Raw genomic sequence first — 18,195 nt, 5'->3', positions numbered from 1 at the left:
AATATATGATTAAAAAACATCAGCCATTACATATTTATACCTATTTTTATTTAAAACGACTAATATTCTCTTTGCATGAATTTATATATGATTATCAGTTTTTTGTTTTGAAATAAGTTGTTATCTATGATTTTTAAAAAAAGTGCTAAGTATCGGAACTTCTAAAGGAGTTTTTTTAGAATATAAGTCTATAGTTTAATAACTTTCAGCATGTTGTAAAATAAATAAGCTGGCAAGATATGTATTCAATGTCTTGCCAGCTAGTAATGAAAACAGGAGGTGAACACTGACCTCAGGGTTATGAAAATAAATTGAAATCTATAATTTTTTGTTTTGTATGCAACAGGTATTATAGGTGGTTTTTATGTTTAAATTGGCTCTTGTTGTTTTTTGTATTTTTCCTCACCCTTCAATTTTTCAGCGCGCATAATGTTTGCTAAAAATATATGAACATAAGTTTGTAGTCGGAATTTTATGACTTTATCAATAATTCTATTTTACTTTTATATCCCGGATGATATGAAGGCATGTATTTGAAATATCCCATTTCTTGTAATTGCTTAAAATACTTATGGTATGTTGGCAAGGTATGAATATGCGCTAAGTCCATAATTTTGCTTCTGCTTACATTTATAGACTTTTTTTGACCTTGTCGGCATCCTAGGTACAGAATAGCCATTAAGAGTGAAAAATGCCATACATTTAACCTCTTATCATTTTCTATATAGGCGACATAGTTCTGTAATTCATCTAAATCCATGAGTTCTATTCTTCGTTAAACAGACTCATTAAATCTGTTTTATTATAGTAGTAGGAGCCCAATACTTTCTTAAACCTAACTTTCCCCGTCACCCTTAAATTTTGTAGTGATCCTGGTGACATATCCATCAATTTTCTTGCCACCCGGCTTTTAAGCCATTCGGGGTCAATAGTATCTTGTCCACTTATATCTGTCTTTTCTATTATGTTGCGGATATCATTTATTAAGAGCAATCCAAATTGCCTCAAATCATCCTTTGTTACAAAATCATTCATCATCTACCTCTTTTTTAATCTGATTATTACAATTCCCAAAATTATATTGGCTATTAAATAAAAGTACTTAAGAACCTAATATCCCTATGTGAATGTCTTTTGATGGAATTAGTTGGCTTGATAAGTCATTCAAATCAATGCTTTCCTATTGCGCTCCTCTGCGCAAAATAATAGAATCAGACTATCCTGCCGGAACATTTCCCAATACGAAAAGGATAAAAAGGCAGCTAAGGTATTATGGACACCAGCCGCCCCTGCCACCAAAAGACTACGGCATAAACGGTTTCCTCCCCTAAAGGGTACCCCTCCAATTATTCCGTTTCCTTTTGGTTTTCTGCATTGTCCATACCTTTTTATGGCTTTCTTTTTTCCCTTTTTCTTTTGGAAAAATGCTTTTTGAGGCAGGCAGGTTAAGAGAAAAAAACGAAACAGGATTGTATAACATTTAAAGAACACAGATTATGAACATCATTGGAAGAGTGACAAAAGATGCGGAGGTACGCACATTGTCGAACAGTAAACAAGTAGTAAATTTTTCAGTAGCAACCAACGACAGCTACCGAAATAAAGCAGGCGAACGCATAGAGCAGACAACCTACTTCGATTGTGCTTATTGGATTAGTCCAAAGGTAGTGGGAATACTCACTAAAGGTTCTCTTGTGGAACTCACAGGCAGGCTAAGTGCAAGGGCATGGACAGGTAATAACGGAGAAACACACGCAGGGCTGAATTTCAATACCTCAATTATCAAACTGCACTTAGGGGGCAAAAAATCTGAAACGGTACAGGCTACTACAGAAACCAACAATAAAAAGCCAAAGAAAGACCTCCCATTTTAGCAACGTGTAATCAAACAATTTTCAAACTTTTTAAATTATTTTATCATGGCACATAATATCAATTTCAACAGCACAACAGGACGTTATTCATTCTTTAGCGTAAAAGAAAAAGCGTGGCACGGCTTAGGGCAAATCGTGGGACAATACCCAACAAGTGAAGAAGCTATCAAACACGCAGGATTAGACTATGAAGTCGCTAAAAGCCCGCTATACACAAAAGGTTCGGGCATTATCGAAACCGCAAACGGTATTGAGATAGGCAGTAGCGAATTGGAAGTACCCAACTATTACGCCAACATCCGTACCGATAACAATGCAGTATTGGGCGTTGTGGGTAAAGACTATCACATTGTACAAAACCGAGAAGCATTCAATTTTTTCGATGCTATTGTAGGCGGTGACGAGGGAATTTTGTATGAAACCGCAGGAGCGTTAGGCAATGGCGAACGCATATTTATCACAGCCAAACTGCCCGATTATATTCGAGTAGGCAATGGTGATGATGTTATTCAGAAGTATATCTTTCTGACCACTTCGCATGATGGAAGCGGAAGTATCACAGCCGCTTTTACTCCTATCCGCATCGTATGCCAAAACACTCTTAACGCTTCGCTTCGTTCGATGAGCAACGTGGTACGCATCAAACATACTTCGGGAGCAAAACAACGTTTGGATGATGCGCACAAGGTTATGGGATTGGCAAATACGTTAAGCACTCAGCTAGAGGGCATATTCAACCAGTGGGCGAAAGTTAAGGTAACAGACCAAGAAGTGAGAAAGCTAATCCAATTGGCACTCTGCCCGAATAAAGAGACTTTCGATTTGCTTAAAAAAGGTGCTGAAGATGAAGTTTCCACCTTGTTCAAAAACACCGTAGAAGATGCTTTTGCCTATGCTATGGTAAGCGATACACAGCAGATGGAAACTACCAAAGGCACATTGTTTGGGGCATACAATGCTGTGACGGGCTACTATCAAAATGTACGCAGTTACAAAGATAATGAAGCTAAGCTACAGAGTATTGTAATGGGCGGTACGGCACAGCTAAAGTCCCAAAAGGCTTTTGAACTGTGTGTCTCTTTTGCAACAGACGGAGCAGAAATCTTAAACCTTAATTAAACAACCACAGGCTACCGCCTTAATCGGTGGTAGCCTTATAAAATTCAAATTATGGAGCAATTAAAATCATTAGATGAGGCGAAAAGCCACGCCAAGACGAAAAGTCTTGACAAGGGTAACAAGGATGCGACCGTATACATCATTTACTGTACTCGAACGGAATACTTCTATGTTGATACCAATAACCTGATACGGCTTTGGGAACAGCTTTTCGGTTATTATATTAATGGAGCTTATGCCTCCGAAAAATTACCCTAATAAAGCTATGCAAATAACGGATTTGAACGGTTACCCCATTGAGGTAACAGACATAAACGAAGCTATCAGGATAACTGCCCAATACATGGAATACAGACACGAGAGCAAAAGTTTTTCTGAGTTTGACAAAAGGCAAAAAGCCTATTGGTTGGATATATACAAGAAGCTGATGGGGCTTAATCAACTTCTGAATGACCCTAAAAAGTAAGAAATCATGACGGAACAAAACAGGAATAATTTTGAATTTGTGGAATATCTCTATAATGAATTTGTAGAGAACCACCGTAAATACGGTAAAGAAGCCAGAGTATATTGGGGTGTTTTGGACAACTATATAGAACTGGGGCTTTCAAAAAAAAGCCAAACAGAAGAAAAACAATATGCTCAAAAACTTCGCAATATAATCGGGGAAGCCGTGAGCGAATTTAACAACCATCTGCTAATCCTTAGAGGAGATGAGGGAGAAAAGGAATATAAAGAAAATATGGAAAAATATATCCAACGCCTTTGGGCAATAGGGCATGATGAACAGAGTATCATAGAATTAATCATTAAAAAATTAAAATTAAATTATGGAAACGACAACTAATTTTTTCAATCAGATAGCACAGATGGACATACAAGGTGATTTGCACCTGACCATAGCAAAGGGAGCAGAAAACAACCTTATTGTATCGGTTATGCTGCAAAACGAACAATGCGGAGATAACGCAAAGAATATCATACCGCCCCTTAATCTTCGGGGAACAGCAGAAGAACTCGACAACGGTTTTTTTGAGAAAATAACCACACCTATACAGACCGCATCAGGCTTAATGGTCGATATGGAAGCGTATATGAAGCAATTGGAAGAAGCCAAAAAGCAATCCGCAATGGAGAAAGAAAAAGCCGATAGGCAGAAGAAAGAACTAGAAGGTAAAGACAAGAAGTTTAAAGACGGTATGGCAAAAGCGAATGAATTAGAAAAAGAAGGCAAATTCCGTGATGCATGGATGAAAGTACCCGAAATAACAGAGTTCCCCGAAAAGGCTGACGAGATACGCAGACGCAAAACGGAACTATCCGACAAGTTTTCCGCCCCAAGTCTTTTTGGAGCAGAATAGCAACAGAATGTATAACCGCAAAATTCAGAAATCATGTTATTAGCAACGCAATTGGAACGAGTGTTTGTACTCAAAGAGAAGGGGCAGGACATCATACTGACCGACCCCGAACCACGTTGGAGCGTGGAAGCGGTATTGAATTTTTATGCCAACAGATACCCCATTTTGACCACTGCCAAAATATCTGCACCCGCCATCAGGGACGATGCGGTCGAATACCGATTTGAGAGTGTGATGGGGACTAAAGGTTAAACCAAAATTTTAAAGCGATGAATTATGCACACACCTATCATATCGGGAACAATCAGCCCTCCCGAACAAAAAAGACAAAAGCAGTTGTACCAACAGCTCAGCGAGTTCGTTCATTGGATGCAAAAAATCAAAGATGCAAACGAGATTCAGAAAGACAAACGAAAATCAGTACCAACAGCAATGTTGCCAATGGTTTTCTAAAGACTTCTTTCCTGCCTAAACTCAAAGAAACGAAAACGGTACAGGCTTGTGAGAAAACAGCAAGAACGGAAAAGGATTTTTATAAATCCCTTTTCCAACTTGCCGAGCATTACAAGATAAAACCAATGCAGACCAACCAATATGACTATCCCTACAATATGGCATTGGCTCTATGGGATATGGAGGAAAAGCTAAAACAACGTGTTTTAAACTGGCAGGAAATACGTTTGCTACAGGACAGTAAGAAAACCTATTTTATCAGCGAGGAAAAATACAACACAGGCACAACCCTGTATTACATTCCGATTGAACCGCTTTATCAGATGCTGCACGACCCCAAACGGAAAAAAAATGCCCAACTGCTTATTTCCGTATGCTCTTACCTGTATCACATTGCGGATATTCCCTATTTCAGACAGGAAAACAGCTATCTGTATTGGATGTATGAAATGCACAAGGAATGGGCGGAGCAGGACGATGAAACAGACGAAGCAGAAAGGTATCAACTTGAATTTAGCCAAGCGGAATTGATTGGGGATTGTATAGAACAAAAGATTTTTAACCGTATCAATCTTCAGGTATTTGAACAGCGTTTAAATGCTTTTAAAAGCTGTGATACCTTCGACCACGATTGTCGGCAGGTGGCTTGTACTGCCTTGGCTTTATACACGGAGTATCCACAGGAAAGCATTTTCCGAAACGCACCCATAAAGGATGACCCCGACAATGAAGAGGACGAAAGCGAAACCATTGGCATGGAGAAGTACATTTCCTTTATATCGAACACCAAAGGATGGCTGTACGAGAGCATTACCGATAGCATCAACAACGAGTTTAATGAGTACGGAGCAATGCAGGAACCTACCATTTGCAAATGCTTTGACGCAAATGAGGTAGTGAATACCAGTCTTGATTTTGAGAACAGATTATTTGTCCTTTTGGACGATATATGCAGTCTATTGTATAACTATGAAACGACAAGAAAATGAACAACACAAACGACATAACCGCAAGTTTCGGGACATTATACCATCCAAAATCCGCTTTGGTTTTCTATGAAGCCAAAGGAGAGAATACCGATGTATATGTGGAACATTTTGATATGGATAAAAACGGCAGTCCTATTAATGCCCATCCACTCACAGAAAGGGAAGCCAATGCATTGGCAAAGTCATTGCAGACTGAAAAGAACAAGGATAAAGCCTTTTTAAAATCCAATGGGATATTGCCGACCAACATTCTGCATATCAATCCCAATACCGATAAAGGTGCAGTATTGTGGTACACCAAGACGCAAAGGCGACAATTGTATTTTGTAAGCGGTTTGGAGATCCCGAGCGGTATGGTGTATGTACCACCAATGATTTGGTATGCCAACAAAAATAGCCTTTCGGTATTTGCACTTGTAAGTGACAGAAGACCGACAGAAAAAACGGCTTTGTATTTCACGCCTTTTTTCAACATCTATGAAGACGGCAAAGTATGTATGGGTTCGGTGAATATCAATATTAAAAACTCCGCTTCGGTAGAGGAATTTATGGGTGCTTGGGAAGACTATTTTTTCAACAGCTATTTCAGTCATTTATTGGGAAGTAACAGCCCGATAAAAGGCAATTGTGTAAATCTTTGGAAAGACCTTATCGGGACAGGGAAACCCTTTCCTAAAGAAGTATTGAAAAAGAATAACAAAACACTTAAAAATCTATTGTGATGAATACCGAGAAAACAAAAATACATTTTACGGACAATTACCTGATAAGTCCGACAAATCCCATAACCGTAAACCTAATCGGTGCGGGTGGTACAGGCTCAAAAGTATTGACTGCCTTAATGGAAATGAACCACAGTTTAATTGAACTCGGACACGCAGGGTTATCCGTTCGCCTTTGGGATGATGATATTGTAACCAATGCCAATCTGGGCAGACAGCGTTTTGCAGAATGTGAAACAGGATTGTACAAATCCGTTGCCCTTGTAAACCGTGCAAACCGTTTTATGGGAACGAATTGGAAAGCGGAAACCGTGAAATTTGAAAAAGACGAATTGAAAAAATTGCCTAAACACGCAGAGGCAAGTATTTATATTTCCTGTGTAGACAGCGTGCAGTCCCGCTTTGATATTGCAGATATTTTGAACCTGCAAAACAACCGCAAACACCATAGGGATGCACCAAAATATTGGCTGGACTTTGGGAACAGTCAGCATACAGGACAGGTTATACTATCCACTATCGGAGCCATAAAGCAACCCAATTCTGAAAAGTACGAAACGGTGGCAAGCCTGCCATTTGTTACCGAAGAATTCGGAGAATTATTAAAGCAGTCCGAACAACAGGACGACACACCGAGTTGCTCATTGGCGGAAGCATTGGAGAAACAGGAATTGTTTATCAATTCTGCATTGGCTCAAATGGGATGCTCCCTTTTATGGAGCTTGTTCCGTTATGGAATGACACAGTACAGAGGTTTTTTCCTTAATCTGAAAGATTTCCGTTCTCAACCCATTCCAGTCGCCTGACTCGAACCCCGATAGTTATCGGGGCTGGCGGCAAAAAGACAGACCCTTCCGATGGTCGGGACAGTCTTTTTGCATTTAAGCGGTGCAACCACTTTGCCAAAAATATATGCCGATCCATAAACTCCTCTCTTATATTTTACCAAAGAGGTTGTGAAGTTTTCGTTAGGAACACACATCCCTAATAGATAAATTCTGAGGACTTCTTTTCTTTATCCTGTCTGGCGACCAAAGAAAAGAAGCAAAAGAAAGTCGCTTTGGAGGTACCCTTTCTATTGTTCTTTTAAGCCAATTTTTGTTTTACTTCATTCATGGGGATAAATTTAACTTTCCGTCAGGTTGATCCCCAGCAATAGCGATTTTATTATTTTATTACAAGTCCAAAAAACTGGTTTATAATTTATTATATTTGAAAGATGTATGATGATAAAAAACAGAATTTATCATCACAATCTACCTAAAAACTTGTTTATAATGATGAGCTAGTCATCATATAAACAAGTTAGCAGCAAGTTTAACAAACAGCACGTGTCTAAACTATTACCAAGGATTAAAATGTTGACATATAACGAACTAATAGAGCTAAGGAACAAATTGACGAATGGCGAAATTCAATTAGAACTAGCAAAGGCCCAGTTTTGGGGCTACTTCAAAGAAGGACAACGTTCTTGGAATACAAAAGACTGGCAAGAAAGAAGATTGAAATTTATTAAAAACAAATGTGAAATATGCTCTAGCAAAGAGACATTAACTATACAGCACCTTTCTCACCCAAGAAAATACTCTGAATATCTAAGAGAAATAACAAGGGAATATGCTAAAGACTACATGGAGACCAATCCAGAAATTAAAAAATCTGAGTTTACTGATTATGTACTAAAAAATTATGATTATGTGCCTGTTCCATTGTGTCCAAATTGTAAGAGTAAAAATCCAAGCGAAAGAGTGAGAAAAATTCCAAAATATCGTTGCGCGGATTGTAAGCACGAATTTGATGAAGCAATTTTCAAATCGGTAAATGAACTCATTTCTATTTTTCATGAAAATGAAGAAGCGTACGAAGTTCAAGATAGGTGTTTTGTATCAAAAGATAAATGGCGAAATAAGAATAATCTAGCAAGTGTTCAGTATTGGCTACAAAGAGAACACGCAAAAAACAAAGATTCTGAACAGATTGAGAAAGAGGCATTTTTGCTTCATCTAAATGACTGTATTAAATACCTTTCGTTTGAAGATGCAATAACTGCTTGTAAAAAATGTGCATATAATTTTGATATAAAAAACATGGAATTGTGTCCTAAATGCAAGCAACATTACAAAGGACTTCAGTATCCAACCTGTATTGAATGTTTACCAGAAGATAAGCGAAAAGCGGCATTAGAAAGTATTCAATTCGGAAAAGAATGGCATGAAATGCATAAAAGACTTGGAATAGACTAAAACCTGCTACTAAACCGCCTTAGCTGCAACCTTATCAGAACATTCTCATATGATGGAAACTTTAATTAATATCACAATACAAGATATTCTCACAAAGAGAGAAGACATTCTTCCTTTTTTCTTGAGGAAAAAATCTAAATTCGAGGGTTGGTTAAAATTTGAGTTGGCACTCTCAATCGAATCAGGACTGAAAATGGACAATGTTGAAGTGGAAACCAAAAATGAACATAATAAATGTAGATGCGATATTTCGTTTTCTTTTAAAGATGTCATATATAGAATTGAGTTGAAAACTTCCAATACGAATTGGAAAACTCCTGGCGTAATAAGTAGTAGAAAAGGAATTTCTAAAAATATCAAATCAATAATAAACGATGCTAAAAAATTAAATTGCCCAAATGGAATTGTCTCATTTGTGTTGTTTCCTATTCCTTTAAATAATGATAGCTGGAAAAAATACATTAAGCGAATAAGCGAAGAAACAGAAATTCATATAGATGAATCACATTGCACATTGCTGGAAGTGAATGTTGACGCTCAAAATAAATGTAACTTATTAATTTGTTCATTTCGCTCTAAAAACTACACGGAGAAAGTGCAAATGGCAGCAGTTAACAGCGATTTTGCACAATAGCTGGTTTTATTTTCCTTAGCAGGAAAATACTCAGGCGGAAATTTACATATATTTACAACAAAGCGGTAAGTTGCCGCCACTGCGCAAAACCGCGGAAAGTTGCTAGTAAGTATAAAAAGACGACACAACCACGACAGAATTTAAAAATCAGAATAAAATTAGGTAAGTAAACTACAGAATGAGTAATACAATAAAACTATTTTCAATCAGCGAACTTTTAGAAAGAAACTTTTATATTCCATCTTATCAACGCGGTTATCGCTGGACAAAGCAACAAGTAGAAGATTTATTAAATGATATTTATGCTTTTGCTATCCGGAAGAAAGCAGATAACGAATTTTATTGCCTGCAACCGGTAGTGGTAAAACCCCATAAGTGGGAAAGAACACTTTCAGATGGCAACACTGAAAATACTGAAGGTTGGGAGTTAGTTGACGGTCAGCAAAGGTTAACAACTATAAGGGTTTTATTTACATATCTCATAAAGGAACATTTAAAAGGTGATCCACTAAAAAAAGAATATGGAAAAGATGTTTTCAAGGTTGAATATGAAACAAGAGAAGACACAGAACGCTTTTTAAATAGCATCACTGAAAACAATACCGAAACAATTGATTATTATCACATATCAAATGCTTATAAGCATATTAGAGAGTGGTTTGAAAAGCAAGAAAGTCCACGAGGTGTAAGAGAAGCTATAATTAATACGCTTGTTTATGCACACGGTGATATCAATAATCCTATTAAAGGGGCGGTTCAAGTAATATGGTATCAAATTGAAGATGGTAAAAATCCAATTGATACTTTCATCCGAATTAACTTAGGTAAAATATCGCTTACCAATTCCGAACTTATAAAAGCATTATTTCTGCAAGAGGGAAATTTTGGAGCAGATAAAAATGAATTAGCCAAACTTCGCCAATTAGAAATTGCGAATGAATGGGACAGAATTGAAAACGCATTACAGGATGACGATTTTTGGTGGTTCTTGAATAGGAGCGAAAATAAAAAAGCTTCAAGAATTGAATTTATTTTCGACATCATTTGTGCTGTTGCACAAAGACATCAGCCTGATATTATTGAATCGATAGGCACAGATAAATACGCAACATTTCGATATTTCTATCAGCGTTTTGATGGTAAGAGTGATTTTAATTTCATAAAAAATGAATGGAGTACAGTAGCCCATTATTTCAATACCTTTTTGGAATGGTATAATAACCCGGTGTGGTATCATTATATTGGTTTTTTAATTTATTGTAGTGATAATATTGTAGAACTATTTGATTTAACTGATTCAAACACTAATACAAAAAATGATATAACCGAAGAATTAAAAAAAAGGGTTGAGAAAAGATTTCAAGGTATTAAATGGGCTATTGATGAAAATAAGCAACCATATCTGGATTTAAGCTATGCCAAACCAAAGCAAAAACAACAAATCAAAGAACTTTTATTGCTTTTGAACATTCAATATGTTATTGAACAATGCGAAAGCAAAAGCATCATTTTCAAATTCCCTTATAAATCATTTAAAGAAGAGCAATGGGATGTTGAACATATTGACTCCTTTACTGAAAATCCTTTAAGTGATAAACCTACGCAAATAGAATGGATAATAACTGCAAAGAGTGATTTGCAAGATACAGAAGAGTTTAATAAAGATTTAAAACTTGCCGAACGTATAAAGTCATTTATAGAAGATGAAAAATCAAAAGAAAGTTTTGAATTAATACAAGGCGAAATAATCCGAATTGCAGGTGAAGAAACAAATGATGAACTATTAAAAAATAACATTGGTAATCTAACATTGCTGGATGCCGAAACAAATCGTTCTTATGGCAATTCTCTGTTTCCAACCAAGCGAAGAATTATTATAGATAAAGATATGAATGGAACTTTTATTCCAATCTGGACAAAAAATCTGTTCCTAAAATATTTTGATTTAAAAGCGGGTAGCCGAACCAAATGGAACGAATCGGATATAAAAAAATATAGAAACATTATTGCCGATAAGTTGGAAGCCTTTTTGCCTAGTAAACCCTAATATGCCAACAGATGAATAAATATAATCTCATAGATATTTTATCAAAAGAGTTAATCATTGAAGAACAAGACATTTCAATAACATATAAGTTTGAGGGAATTCAAATCCCTATGATTCAACGTGATTATGCCCAAGGCAGAGCCGAAGAACTTGAAATTCGTAACCGGTTTCTTAAATCAATATTCAATGCTTTGATAAAGGATGAAAATTTGGAACTAGATTTTGTTTATGGTTCCATCAAAGAGTTGGACATGAAAATACATTTTATCCCTTTAGATGGACAACAACGATTAACTACTCTTTTCTTATTGCATTGGTATATCGGTAAAAGAGAGTTGAAAGCCAGCGAACTTGATTCATTACTTACAACATTAAAAGGTTTTACCTATGCAACAAGGAGTAGTGCAAGAGATTTCTGTGAAAAACTAATTGACATTTCAATAAGTTTTAAAGGAGAACCTAAAAAAGAAATTGCCAATTCAGCTTGGTTTTTTGGTCGTTTCGAGAAAGACCCAACTGTAACAGCAATGCTAATAATGTTGGATGCAATTCATTCCTTTTACGAACAAGAATTGACAAATAACGCTTCTATTAATTTGTTTCCATCATTATCCAAGCTGTCATTCTACATTTTGCCTTTAGGGGGCTTCAATCTATCGGATGAGCTATATATTAAAATGAATGCCAGGGGAAAACAACTCACAGATTTTGAGAATTTAAAAGCTGATTTAATCAATTGGATTAGAGATGAGAAAAATTCCAACAGCAAGGAGTTTCAAAATAAAGTAAAACTGAAAGGAAGGGAAATGCCTTATCATCTTTCATTTGCTACAAAGTTAGATAACAGTTGGACTCACTTATTTTGGGAATACATAAAACAATACAAAACCGACACAAACATCGATATTTATTACCTGCGTTTTTGGAATCGTTTTCTGCTTAATCATCATATTACTTCAAGTCTAGAGTTGCCTGATATGATTGAGAAGGGTGAGGTTTTTAAAAAATTATATGGCAATGGCGACAGTAAAGTGAATTTTAAATATGAAGGATTCGATTTTTATAAGCAACTTTTTGAAAAGCAGAATGTAATATCAGATGCTCAGCATACTCTTGACGGGTTGTCTGAGAATTTTAATGAAATCCAGAAAAGCCTTCAACCAGTTTGGGCAGTAAAAGACAGTTGGAATTTATTTGACGAAAAGATTAATCAACGTCAGAGAATCTTATTTCTTGCAATATCACTTTACCTTCAAAAGAATACTTTTAACATTGATAAATTCAAGAACTGGATAAGGGTTGTTTGGAATATCATCATTGACCCGGATATTAGAAGTATCACTGTAATGATTAACATTATGAGGATTGTAGACAAGCTATCAGCAGGTTCGGGGGATATATACAAATTCATAGCAGGTTCGTCGCTACAAGCCATTATTCAAAATGAAACATCATTTGTAAAAGCACAATTAGAGGAGGAGAAATTAAAGGCAGAATTGATTATTGCAGATCCAGCGTGGGAAGCTGAACTAATTTTAGCAGAAAAACATCAATTATTTCAAGGGAATATTGGCTTTTTACTTTTAAACAAACCTGACATTAAAAGTTTCAAACACCGCTTAGGTATTTCTCAAAAGTTCTTTTCATCTAAAGGGACAAAAGATTCTTTAGCAAATGAGCATATATTAATTAGAGCAGTAATTTCCAGTATAAACAATTGGGACGATTTATATGCCTTTAATTTTGGAGATAATTTCGACAACTGGCAATTGTTGCTCCGAAGAAATACTAAAGTTCAATCATTTGTTTGCACGTTATGTGATTTAACAGACGAAAAGACTGTGGTTTCAGATTTGAGTACAATGATAAAATCTGTATCAGATATTAATGGTTGGACAATAGAACAATCAGTAATAGATAAAGCAAAACATATTCATAGTCAATTGTATCAAGATGCTAATCTGCAAGTATGGATGCAAACTAAGGATGCGATGAAACTAAAATGGTCGAACAATCATATTTATATACACCGTCCAAGAAGTTGGTATGACTGGGTTGCCTTAGATACTTATCGGAACAAAATAGCTACAGAGCTGATATCGAAATTTGGGTTTGAATCAACTAATAAATGTGATAATGCAGATTTTTATTGGGGTCCAAAGTTCGAATTAAATGTTTCAAAAACTGATTTTAACATCACAGCAGAGTTTGATGATATAGGTGATTTAAAAATAGGAGTGAAAGATGATGGCAAAGCGACTTTACCAATCAATGTAAGCATCCAAACCATTGATATAGAATCCGATTGGCTGATAAGAAAAAGGTATTGCTACCAAAATGTTACGAGCACAACTCAAGTAGGAGTTTTGATAAATCAAATTCGAGATCAGATAATAGACTTAACAACAGAGATTACGCCTGTTGAACTGTCTTTTACCGATCCAGTACCCCTAAAAAACAAATCGTAAAAAATTGACCTGCTAAAATATAGCAGGTCAATTCACTTTATAGCAATCGTTACTAATTTTATCTGTTTATGCTGTTTAACTCAAAACTCAACTGCTTCTCATTACCAAAGGTATCCGAAATCCAGACAGTGAAAGACTGTGTCACAAAGGACTGCGACGTATAATACAGCCGGAATTTCTCCGCTGGTACCAGATATAAATCATTGGGAAGATAAGCATGCTGTTGGTCGTATCGCAGCAGGCCCAGACCATCATATTGAAAATAGCGGATAAAATACTGGGTACCGCTATATTTATCAGTTCTTTGAATCGCAAGCCTTATTTCAATGGTATTACCGTTGGCAATTTCCTTAGGAATCGGCATTACACTAACTTCAAATGGAAAATCTTTTTTGATTTCCAAATCCTCCTTACCACATGACGAAAGAAGGCTTGTGCTTAGCATTACCGCAAAAAACAGCCATAGATATTTAAAATGTACTGTAAAACCGATGTTTCTGTAATTGATTAATGATTTCATAATTGCTGTTTTTAAAAGTTATGTCGCAAACCAACACCTGCCGATGGTCGAAGCTGTTCCAGCGATGTTCCCCAAAATACTTTTGCCCTTGCCTGAACCAGCAATACAAAATGATCGGATAAATAGGTTTCCAGAGACAATTTTCCTCCCGCACCGTAGACAAAGTTCTCCTCATTGAGAATCTTTGCACCATCATATAGGATGTCATTTCCACGATTGATGGTTTCATAACCGATACCCCCGGTGATGGCTGCATTGAGGGAAATATTTTTTCTTGTATCTCCCAACAGATAGAAACTGTAGCCACCTTCCATACTGTACGTTTCCTGAGGTATTCTCAGTTCTTTGTATTTTGAATATTGGTGGGTATATTCCAATGCCCATAATCGGTAATTACCGTTTCTGCCATTTACGGTCAGCCCTATGCTGAGGTAATAATTTCTGCCGGGACTATCATTGAATAAGGTTCCTGTGTTTATTTCCAGTCCTTTTTGTTTGGGCAGCATTCGCTGTGCCTGTACAATAGTGATGCTTGTTACTACAAACAGCACTGCAAATAGATATTTTTTCATTTATTGTTTTTTTTATTGAGATTAATTATATTTTCAGATGCATATCCTTAATCAGTCGGGCTCTTATCAAATCCGAATTTTCTACCTGAAGTGTTTGATGCCTGCCGCCGTTCTTCTCGAAAATCTCAATCAACAGTACCTTGTCATCGGCAATGGTAAACTGGTCCAGCAGGAACACATTTTGTTCGACTGTTTTTCCGTTAATCTCATCCAGCGGCTTGTAAGTACGAAGCGGTATCATTGGTCTTTCCTGTACTACGGTACGCTTGGCTAACTTTTTGTCCACCACCTTGAAATTGACAAAATCAATCTGGAAAGGGACATTGGTGCGGTTGGCAAGTTCCGTATGGAAATAGTATTTCCCGTTGTGGATGTAAATGCCTTTCAGGATAAACTGTATGCCGAAACTTTTAGCGCCGATATGCTTTACGATGCGCTTGTTCTTTTTGTAGATCGTTTCCAGTAACAGACCTGCCAGAGATGGCGGGTTGTTTCCCAACTCTTCAAAAAGCACATCGTTTCCGCTGGCCTTATCCACCGTTTTTTGCATAGTCTGCAGGTCATAGCTCAACGTCTGTGGACAGGAACTGTAAAACACATTGAAGCTGTAAAAGCGACCGTCATTGGTAATCACCGAAAAATTGGTTTCGGGTTCAAATTCCTTTACCGATGCTTTTACGCGCAGCACATTTTCGGCATCCTCAGCCTTTCCTGCAATCAGGTATTCACTTCCCAGATCCACATAACGGATCGCAGTCGGAAAAATCAGATGGGAAGTCTTATCGAAAGTAACTTCCATTTGGTACGGTTCTATTTTGCCCAAAGCAAGTGGAGCTTTTACACTGTCTTGTGCAAAAGATTGTGTGGCGAAGCCGATCATCACGGCAAAAGCCCAAAAGGTTTTTAAATGATTTTTCATTGTTTAATTGATTTTAAGTTTACTATTACTTTTTATTTTTTAGAGACAAGGAAAACTTGATGCCCGGCCTTTAGGGTAACTTTTGGTGTCCTTACTTTTTTCGAGAAGTACCCCGAGATTCCCTGAACCACTCCTTTGCTCATCTCTGCGGCTATTTGCTGTCCTGCCGATTGGGTCAGCATGAGGCTTGTTCCCGAAGTCTGGCTCATATTGCCGGCCATTTCGGTAAGGGCATTCATTTCCGGTGAATACGGCACGAACAAACCTTGCTGGCCATCTAGGTCATAAATGGTGATATCCACAGGGATGATATTGCCCTCCAGTTCTATGGAAGTAACTTTTAACTGTAAACGTCCTGACTGAATCTTAGTATTAGCAGTTAAGATTGTGCCCTTCGGAATGATACGGTTAGGTGTTTTAGCAGGCTCCAATAAACGCAGTCGCACCACGCTTTCGCCGATAATGGTCTGTGTTTCCTGTACACAGGCTTTGATGCTGTTTTTTGGCTGTACAACTTGCTGCACCGAACCTGCGGTATAAAAACTGCGGTTTCTGGTTGTGCTCCAGTCCGCCAAAAAGGTACTGTCGTTGGGTTCACGGTACAGGGATGATACAGCACTTTTCCTTACTGGGGTGATTGCGGAAAAATATGCCGCCTGCGTAGCCACAGGAGTAACAGTACTACTGCTGTTGCTGTTTGGACCCTGAATGGTATTGGTTCCAGAAGGAAGATACTTTGCAGCCATCTGATAAGATTTCTCCATGAGTGCCAGTTGGTCATCTGCGGTTATACCGGCAGGTACCTCTTTTTCAGCCAGCTTTTCTTTCAGCTCGTCCAATTGCCTGCGGAGTTCCTGTGTTTCGCCATTATCGTCCTGATAGAAAGAACTCAGTGTGCTTTGTGCGTTGCGATAGCTGTTTAGTGCCGGGTTGCCGGGTTTTCCAGTGCTGCCGCCAGTTCCATTGTCTGGGTCTTCTTCATCGGCTGCTGTCTCTGTTACGTCATCGGATGAACTGTCCTCATTCCAATAGTCGGAGAGTGTGGTAAGGGCGTTGCGTTTTTCCTGATCTTTCTGTTCCAGCATTTCCTGCTCGTAGGCCTTTTGTTTGTCTGCCTGCATTCCCGCATCGCTCGCCTCTGGAACGGCATCGTTGAGTCCGATGTTTTCGATTTCCTTTTTCTCAGAAGACGGTTTAAATATCAGGTACATACAGCCTAAAAACACGATGCCCATTAAAACGAATATCAGGGGCTTTTTAAGTCGTTCCTTCTTGCTTTTTCCATCATCCGGAAGATTGGATGTTTTGTTTTGGCCGCCTTCCTCAACAAGAATGCTGACCTTTTTTTCATTTTCCTTCATAAATCTTATTTTTTAGAATTGTTATCAAAGTGTCCTGTATCGTTGCAGGACTTTCTTTCTTTTTACCGACAGGGTTTTCAATATGCTTTATCACCATGTCATTATCGGATCTTGTCGTATCGAGTCCTACTTTAAAAATGACCCCTATGGTAAGCAGCAGATACCCTGTAAAAAAGCACAGTGTATAGCTGTGTTGTTTCCTTACAGGCAGCACCTGCCAGCGCTGATCCAGCCTGTCAAACCACTCGCTCATATTTGTTCTTAAATTTTCCATACGGCATTTTTTAGCGTTCGATGACCTCTATATCCTTGTTCTCCGTCACTGTGAACTTTTCGATATTGAATCCTTGCGGGTTATTGTCCGAACGAACGGAGTTTACCAGAAAACAGGACGTAACCAGGTTACGTTTTGTCACGTTGCTGGAACGGATGATGAACTGTTTGGCATAGGTACGTACGGCATAGGGATAGGTCTCGAAATTGCAGACCACACTGTCTATTTCGATGCGCTGCTGTACATTGCCCGATATGATGCGGTTGTAATACCCTTTTTCCGAAAGGTCCTTGTAATAATCGAAGGCACTTTTATCGGCGAGATTGAACGCCCGTTTCATATTGCTTTCAATGGCGTTCTTGTCGGGAGCGAGCGTAAAGAACAGTTCGTGAAAACGTCTTACGTGTTCCCGGGCTTCCACCGGACGGTTGATGGATGCATCCTGTGCGAGTGCCAGCATTAATGATTTGCCATTGTCCAGGACATAGATCTTCTGCCGTTGCTGTTCCGCAAAACGGTAGGAATGCCATACGGCATATCCTGTGACCCCTGTGCAGAGTACAGCAAACACAATGGCGTACAGTCTGATCTGCCTGAAACTGTTTTCGATATTTCTTAGCGTTTTAAATTCCATTTTTC

Annotated in this window: 20 protein-coding genes; 13 read left to right on the top strand and 7 right to left on the bottom strand. The window is 37.8% G+C overall.

The window, feature by feature from the left end; genetic code table 11:
- Positions 1–765 precede the first annotated feature (765 nt).
- Positions 766–1,038, bottom strand: coding sequence for a DNA-binding protein (locus QO200_RS04020; RefSeq protein ID WP_371536668.1), 273 nt, complete (start codon positions 1,036–1,038; stop codon positions 766–768).
- A 458-nt stretch (positions 1,039–1,496) separates the two neighbouring features.
- On the opposite strand from QO200_RS04020, the gene QO200_RS04015 reads away from it, so the two are divergent.
- The 13 genes from QO200_RS04015 (at position 1,497) to QO200_RS03955 (ending at position 13,910) form a co-directional block, all read left to right on the top strand.
- Positions 1,497–1,874, top strand: a complete 378-nt coding sequence (locus tag QO200_RS04015; protein ID WP_371536665.1) for a single-stranded DNA-binding protein — start codon at positions 1,497–1,499, stop codon at positions 1,872–1,874.
- A gap of 45 nt (positions 1,875–1,919) precedes the next feature.
- Positions 1,920–2,993 (top strand): DUF932 domain-containing protein, encoded by a 1,074-nt coding sequence (locus tag QO200_RS04010; RefSeq protein WP_371536663.1) that lies wholly within the window; start codon positions 1,920–1,922, stop codon positions 2,991–2,993.
- Positions 2,994–3,228: 235 nt separating this feature from the next.
- Positions 3,229–3,459 (top strand): hypothetical protein, encoded by a 231-nt coding sequence (locus QO200_RS04005; RefSeq protein ID WP_371536662.1) that lies wholly within the window; start codon positions 3,229–3,231, stop codon positions 3,457–3,459.
- 6 nt (positions 3,460–3,465) lie between these two features.
- Positions 3,466–3,840, top strand: a complete 375-nt coding sequence (locus tag QO200_RS04000; RefSeq protein WP_371536660.1) for a hypothetical protein — start codon at positions 3,466–3,468, stop codon at positions 3,838–3,840.
- Positions 3,824–4,354 carry a PRTRC system protein E gene (locus QO200_RS03995; RefSeq protein ID WP_371536659.1) on the top strand — a complete coding sequence of 177 codons (531 nt, stop codon included), beginning with the start codon at positions 3,824–3,826 and terminating at the stop codon, positions 4,352–4,354. The genes QO200_RS04000 and QO200_RS03995 overlap by 17 nt, the downstream gene beginning before the upstream one ends.
- 33 nt (positions 4,355–4,387) lie before the next feature.
- Positions 4,388–4,606 (top strand): PRTRC system protein C, encoded by a 219-nt coding sequence (locus QO200_RS03990; protein WP_371536656.1) that lies wholly within the window; start codon positions 4,388–4,390, stop codon positions 4,604–4,606.
- A gap of 17 nt (positions 4,607–4,623) precedes the next feature.
- Positions 4,624–5,796, top strand: a complete 1,173-nt coding sequence (locus QO200_RS03985; protein WP_371536654.1) for a hypothetical protein — start codon at positions 4,624–4,626, stop codon at positions 5,794–5,796.
- Entirely contained in the window at positions 5,793–6,518 is a 726-nt protein-coding gene (locus tag QO200_RS03980) for a PRTRC system protein B (RefSeq protein WP_371536651.1), read from the top strand. The genes QO200_RS03985 and QO200_RS03980 overlap by 4 nt, the downstream gene beginning before the upstream one ends.
- The gene (locus QO200_RS03975) at positions 6,518–7,324 is read left to right on the top strand and encodes a PRTRC system ThiF family protein (protein WP_371536649.1); all 807 of its coding nucleotides are present in this window, start codon (positions 6,518–6,520) and stop codon (positions 7,322–7,324) included. The genes QO200_RS03980 and QO200_RS03975 overlap by 1 nt, the downstream gene beginning before the upstream one ends.
- Before the next feature lie 552 nt (positions 7,325–7,876).
- Entirely contained in the window at positions 7,877–8,761 is an 885-nt protein-coding gene (locus QO200_RS03970; protein WP_371536647.1) for a hypothetical protein, read from the top strand.
- A 49-nt stretch (positions 8,762–8,810) separates the two neighbouring features.
- The gene (locus QO200_RS03965; RefSeq protein ID WP_371536644.1) at positions 8,811–9,395 is read left to right on the top strand and encodes a hypothetical protein; all 585 of its coding nucleotides are present in this window, start codon (positions 8,811–8,813) and stop codon (positions 9,393–9,395) included.
- A gap of 178 nt (positions 9,396–9,573) precedes the next feature.
- Complete coding sequence (locus tag QO200_RS03960; protein WP_371536643.1) at positions 9,574–11,442, top strand: DUF262 domain-containing protein; 1,869 nt, start codon at positions 9,574–9,576, stop codon at positions 11,440–11,442.
- Positions 11,443–11,453: 11 nt separating this feature from the next.
- Positions 11,454–13,910 carry a DUF262 domain-containing protein gene (locus QO200_RS03955; protein WP_371536640.1) on the top strand — a complete coding sequence of 819 codons (2,457 nt, stop codon included), beginning with the start codon at positions 11,454–11,456 and terminating at the stop codon, positions 13,908–13,910.
- A gap of 58 nt (positions 13,911–13,968) precedes the next feature.
- Here the strand turns inward: QO200_RS03955 and QO200_RS03950 are convergent, their stop codons facing one another.
- The 6 genes from QO200_RS03950 to traK are packed head-to-tail and all read right to left on the bottom strand — an operon-like array spanning position 13,969 to position 18,190.
- Positions 13,969–14,430, bottom strand: a complete 462-nt coding sequence (locus tag QO200_RS03950; protein ID WP_371536639.1) for a DUF3872 domain-containing protein — start codon at positions 14,428–14,430, stop codon at positions 13,969–13,971.
- A gap of 11 nt (positions 14,431–14,441) precedes the next feature.
- The gene (locus QO200_RS03945) at positions 14,442–15,002 is read right to left on the bottom strand and encodes a conjugal transfer protein TraO (protein ID WP_371536636.1); all 561 of its coding nucleotides are present in this window, start codon (positions 15,000–15,002) and stop codon (positions 14,442–14,444) included.
- Positions 15,003–15,027: 25 nt separating this feature from the next.
- Complete coding sequence (traN, locus tag QO200_RS03940) at positions 15,028–15,921, bottom strand: conjugative transposon protein TraN (RefSeq protein WP_371536633.1); 894 nt, start codon at positions 15,919–15,921, stop codon at positions 15,028–15,030.
- A gap of 32 nt (positions 15,922–15,953) precedes the next feature.
- Positions 15,954–17,282, bottom strand: a complete 1,329-nt coding sequence (gene traM / locus QO200_RS03935; protein WP_371536632.1) for a conjugative transposon protein TraM — start codon at positions 17,280–17,282, stop codon at positions 15,954–15,956.
- On the bottom strand, positions 17,269–17,556 hold the full coding sequence (locus tag QO200_RS03930; RefSeq protein WP_371536631.1) for a nitrogen regulatory IIA protein: 288 nt from the start codon (positions 17,554–17,556) through the stop codon (positions 17,269–17,271). The genes traM and QO200_RS03930 overlap by 14 nt, the downstream gene beginning before the upstream one ends.
- A 10-nt stretch (positions 17,557–17,566) precedes the next feature.
- On the bottom strand, positions 17,567–18,190 hold the full coding sequence (gene traK / locus QO200_RS03925) for a conjugative transposon protein TraK (protein ID WP_371536628.1): 624 nt from the start codon (positions 18,188–18,190) through the stop codon (positions 17,567–17,569).
- Positions 18,191–18,195 lie beyond the last annotated feature (5 nt).

This window comes from Flavobacterium sp. Arc3 (assembly GCF_041431375.1).
In the GTDB taxonomy this organism is placed as follows: domain Bacteria; phylum Bacteroidota; class Bacteroidia; order Flavobacteriales; family Flavobacteriaceae; genus Flavobacterium.
The sequence above is the reverse complement of the archived record's forward strand: the minus strand, read 5'-3'. Positions and strand labels throughout refer to the sequence as shown.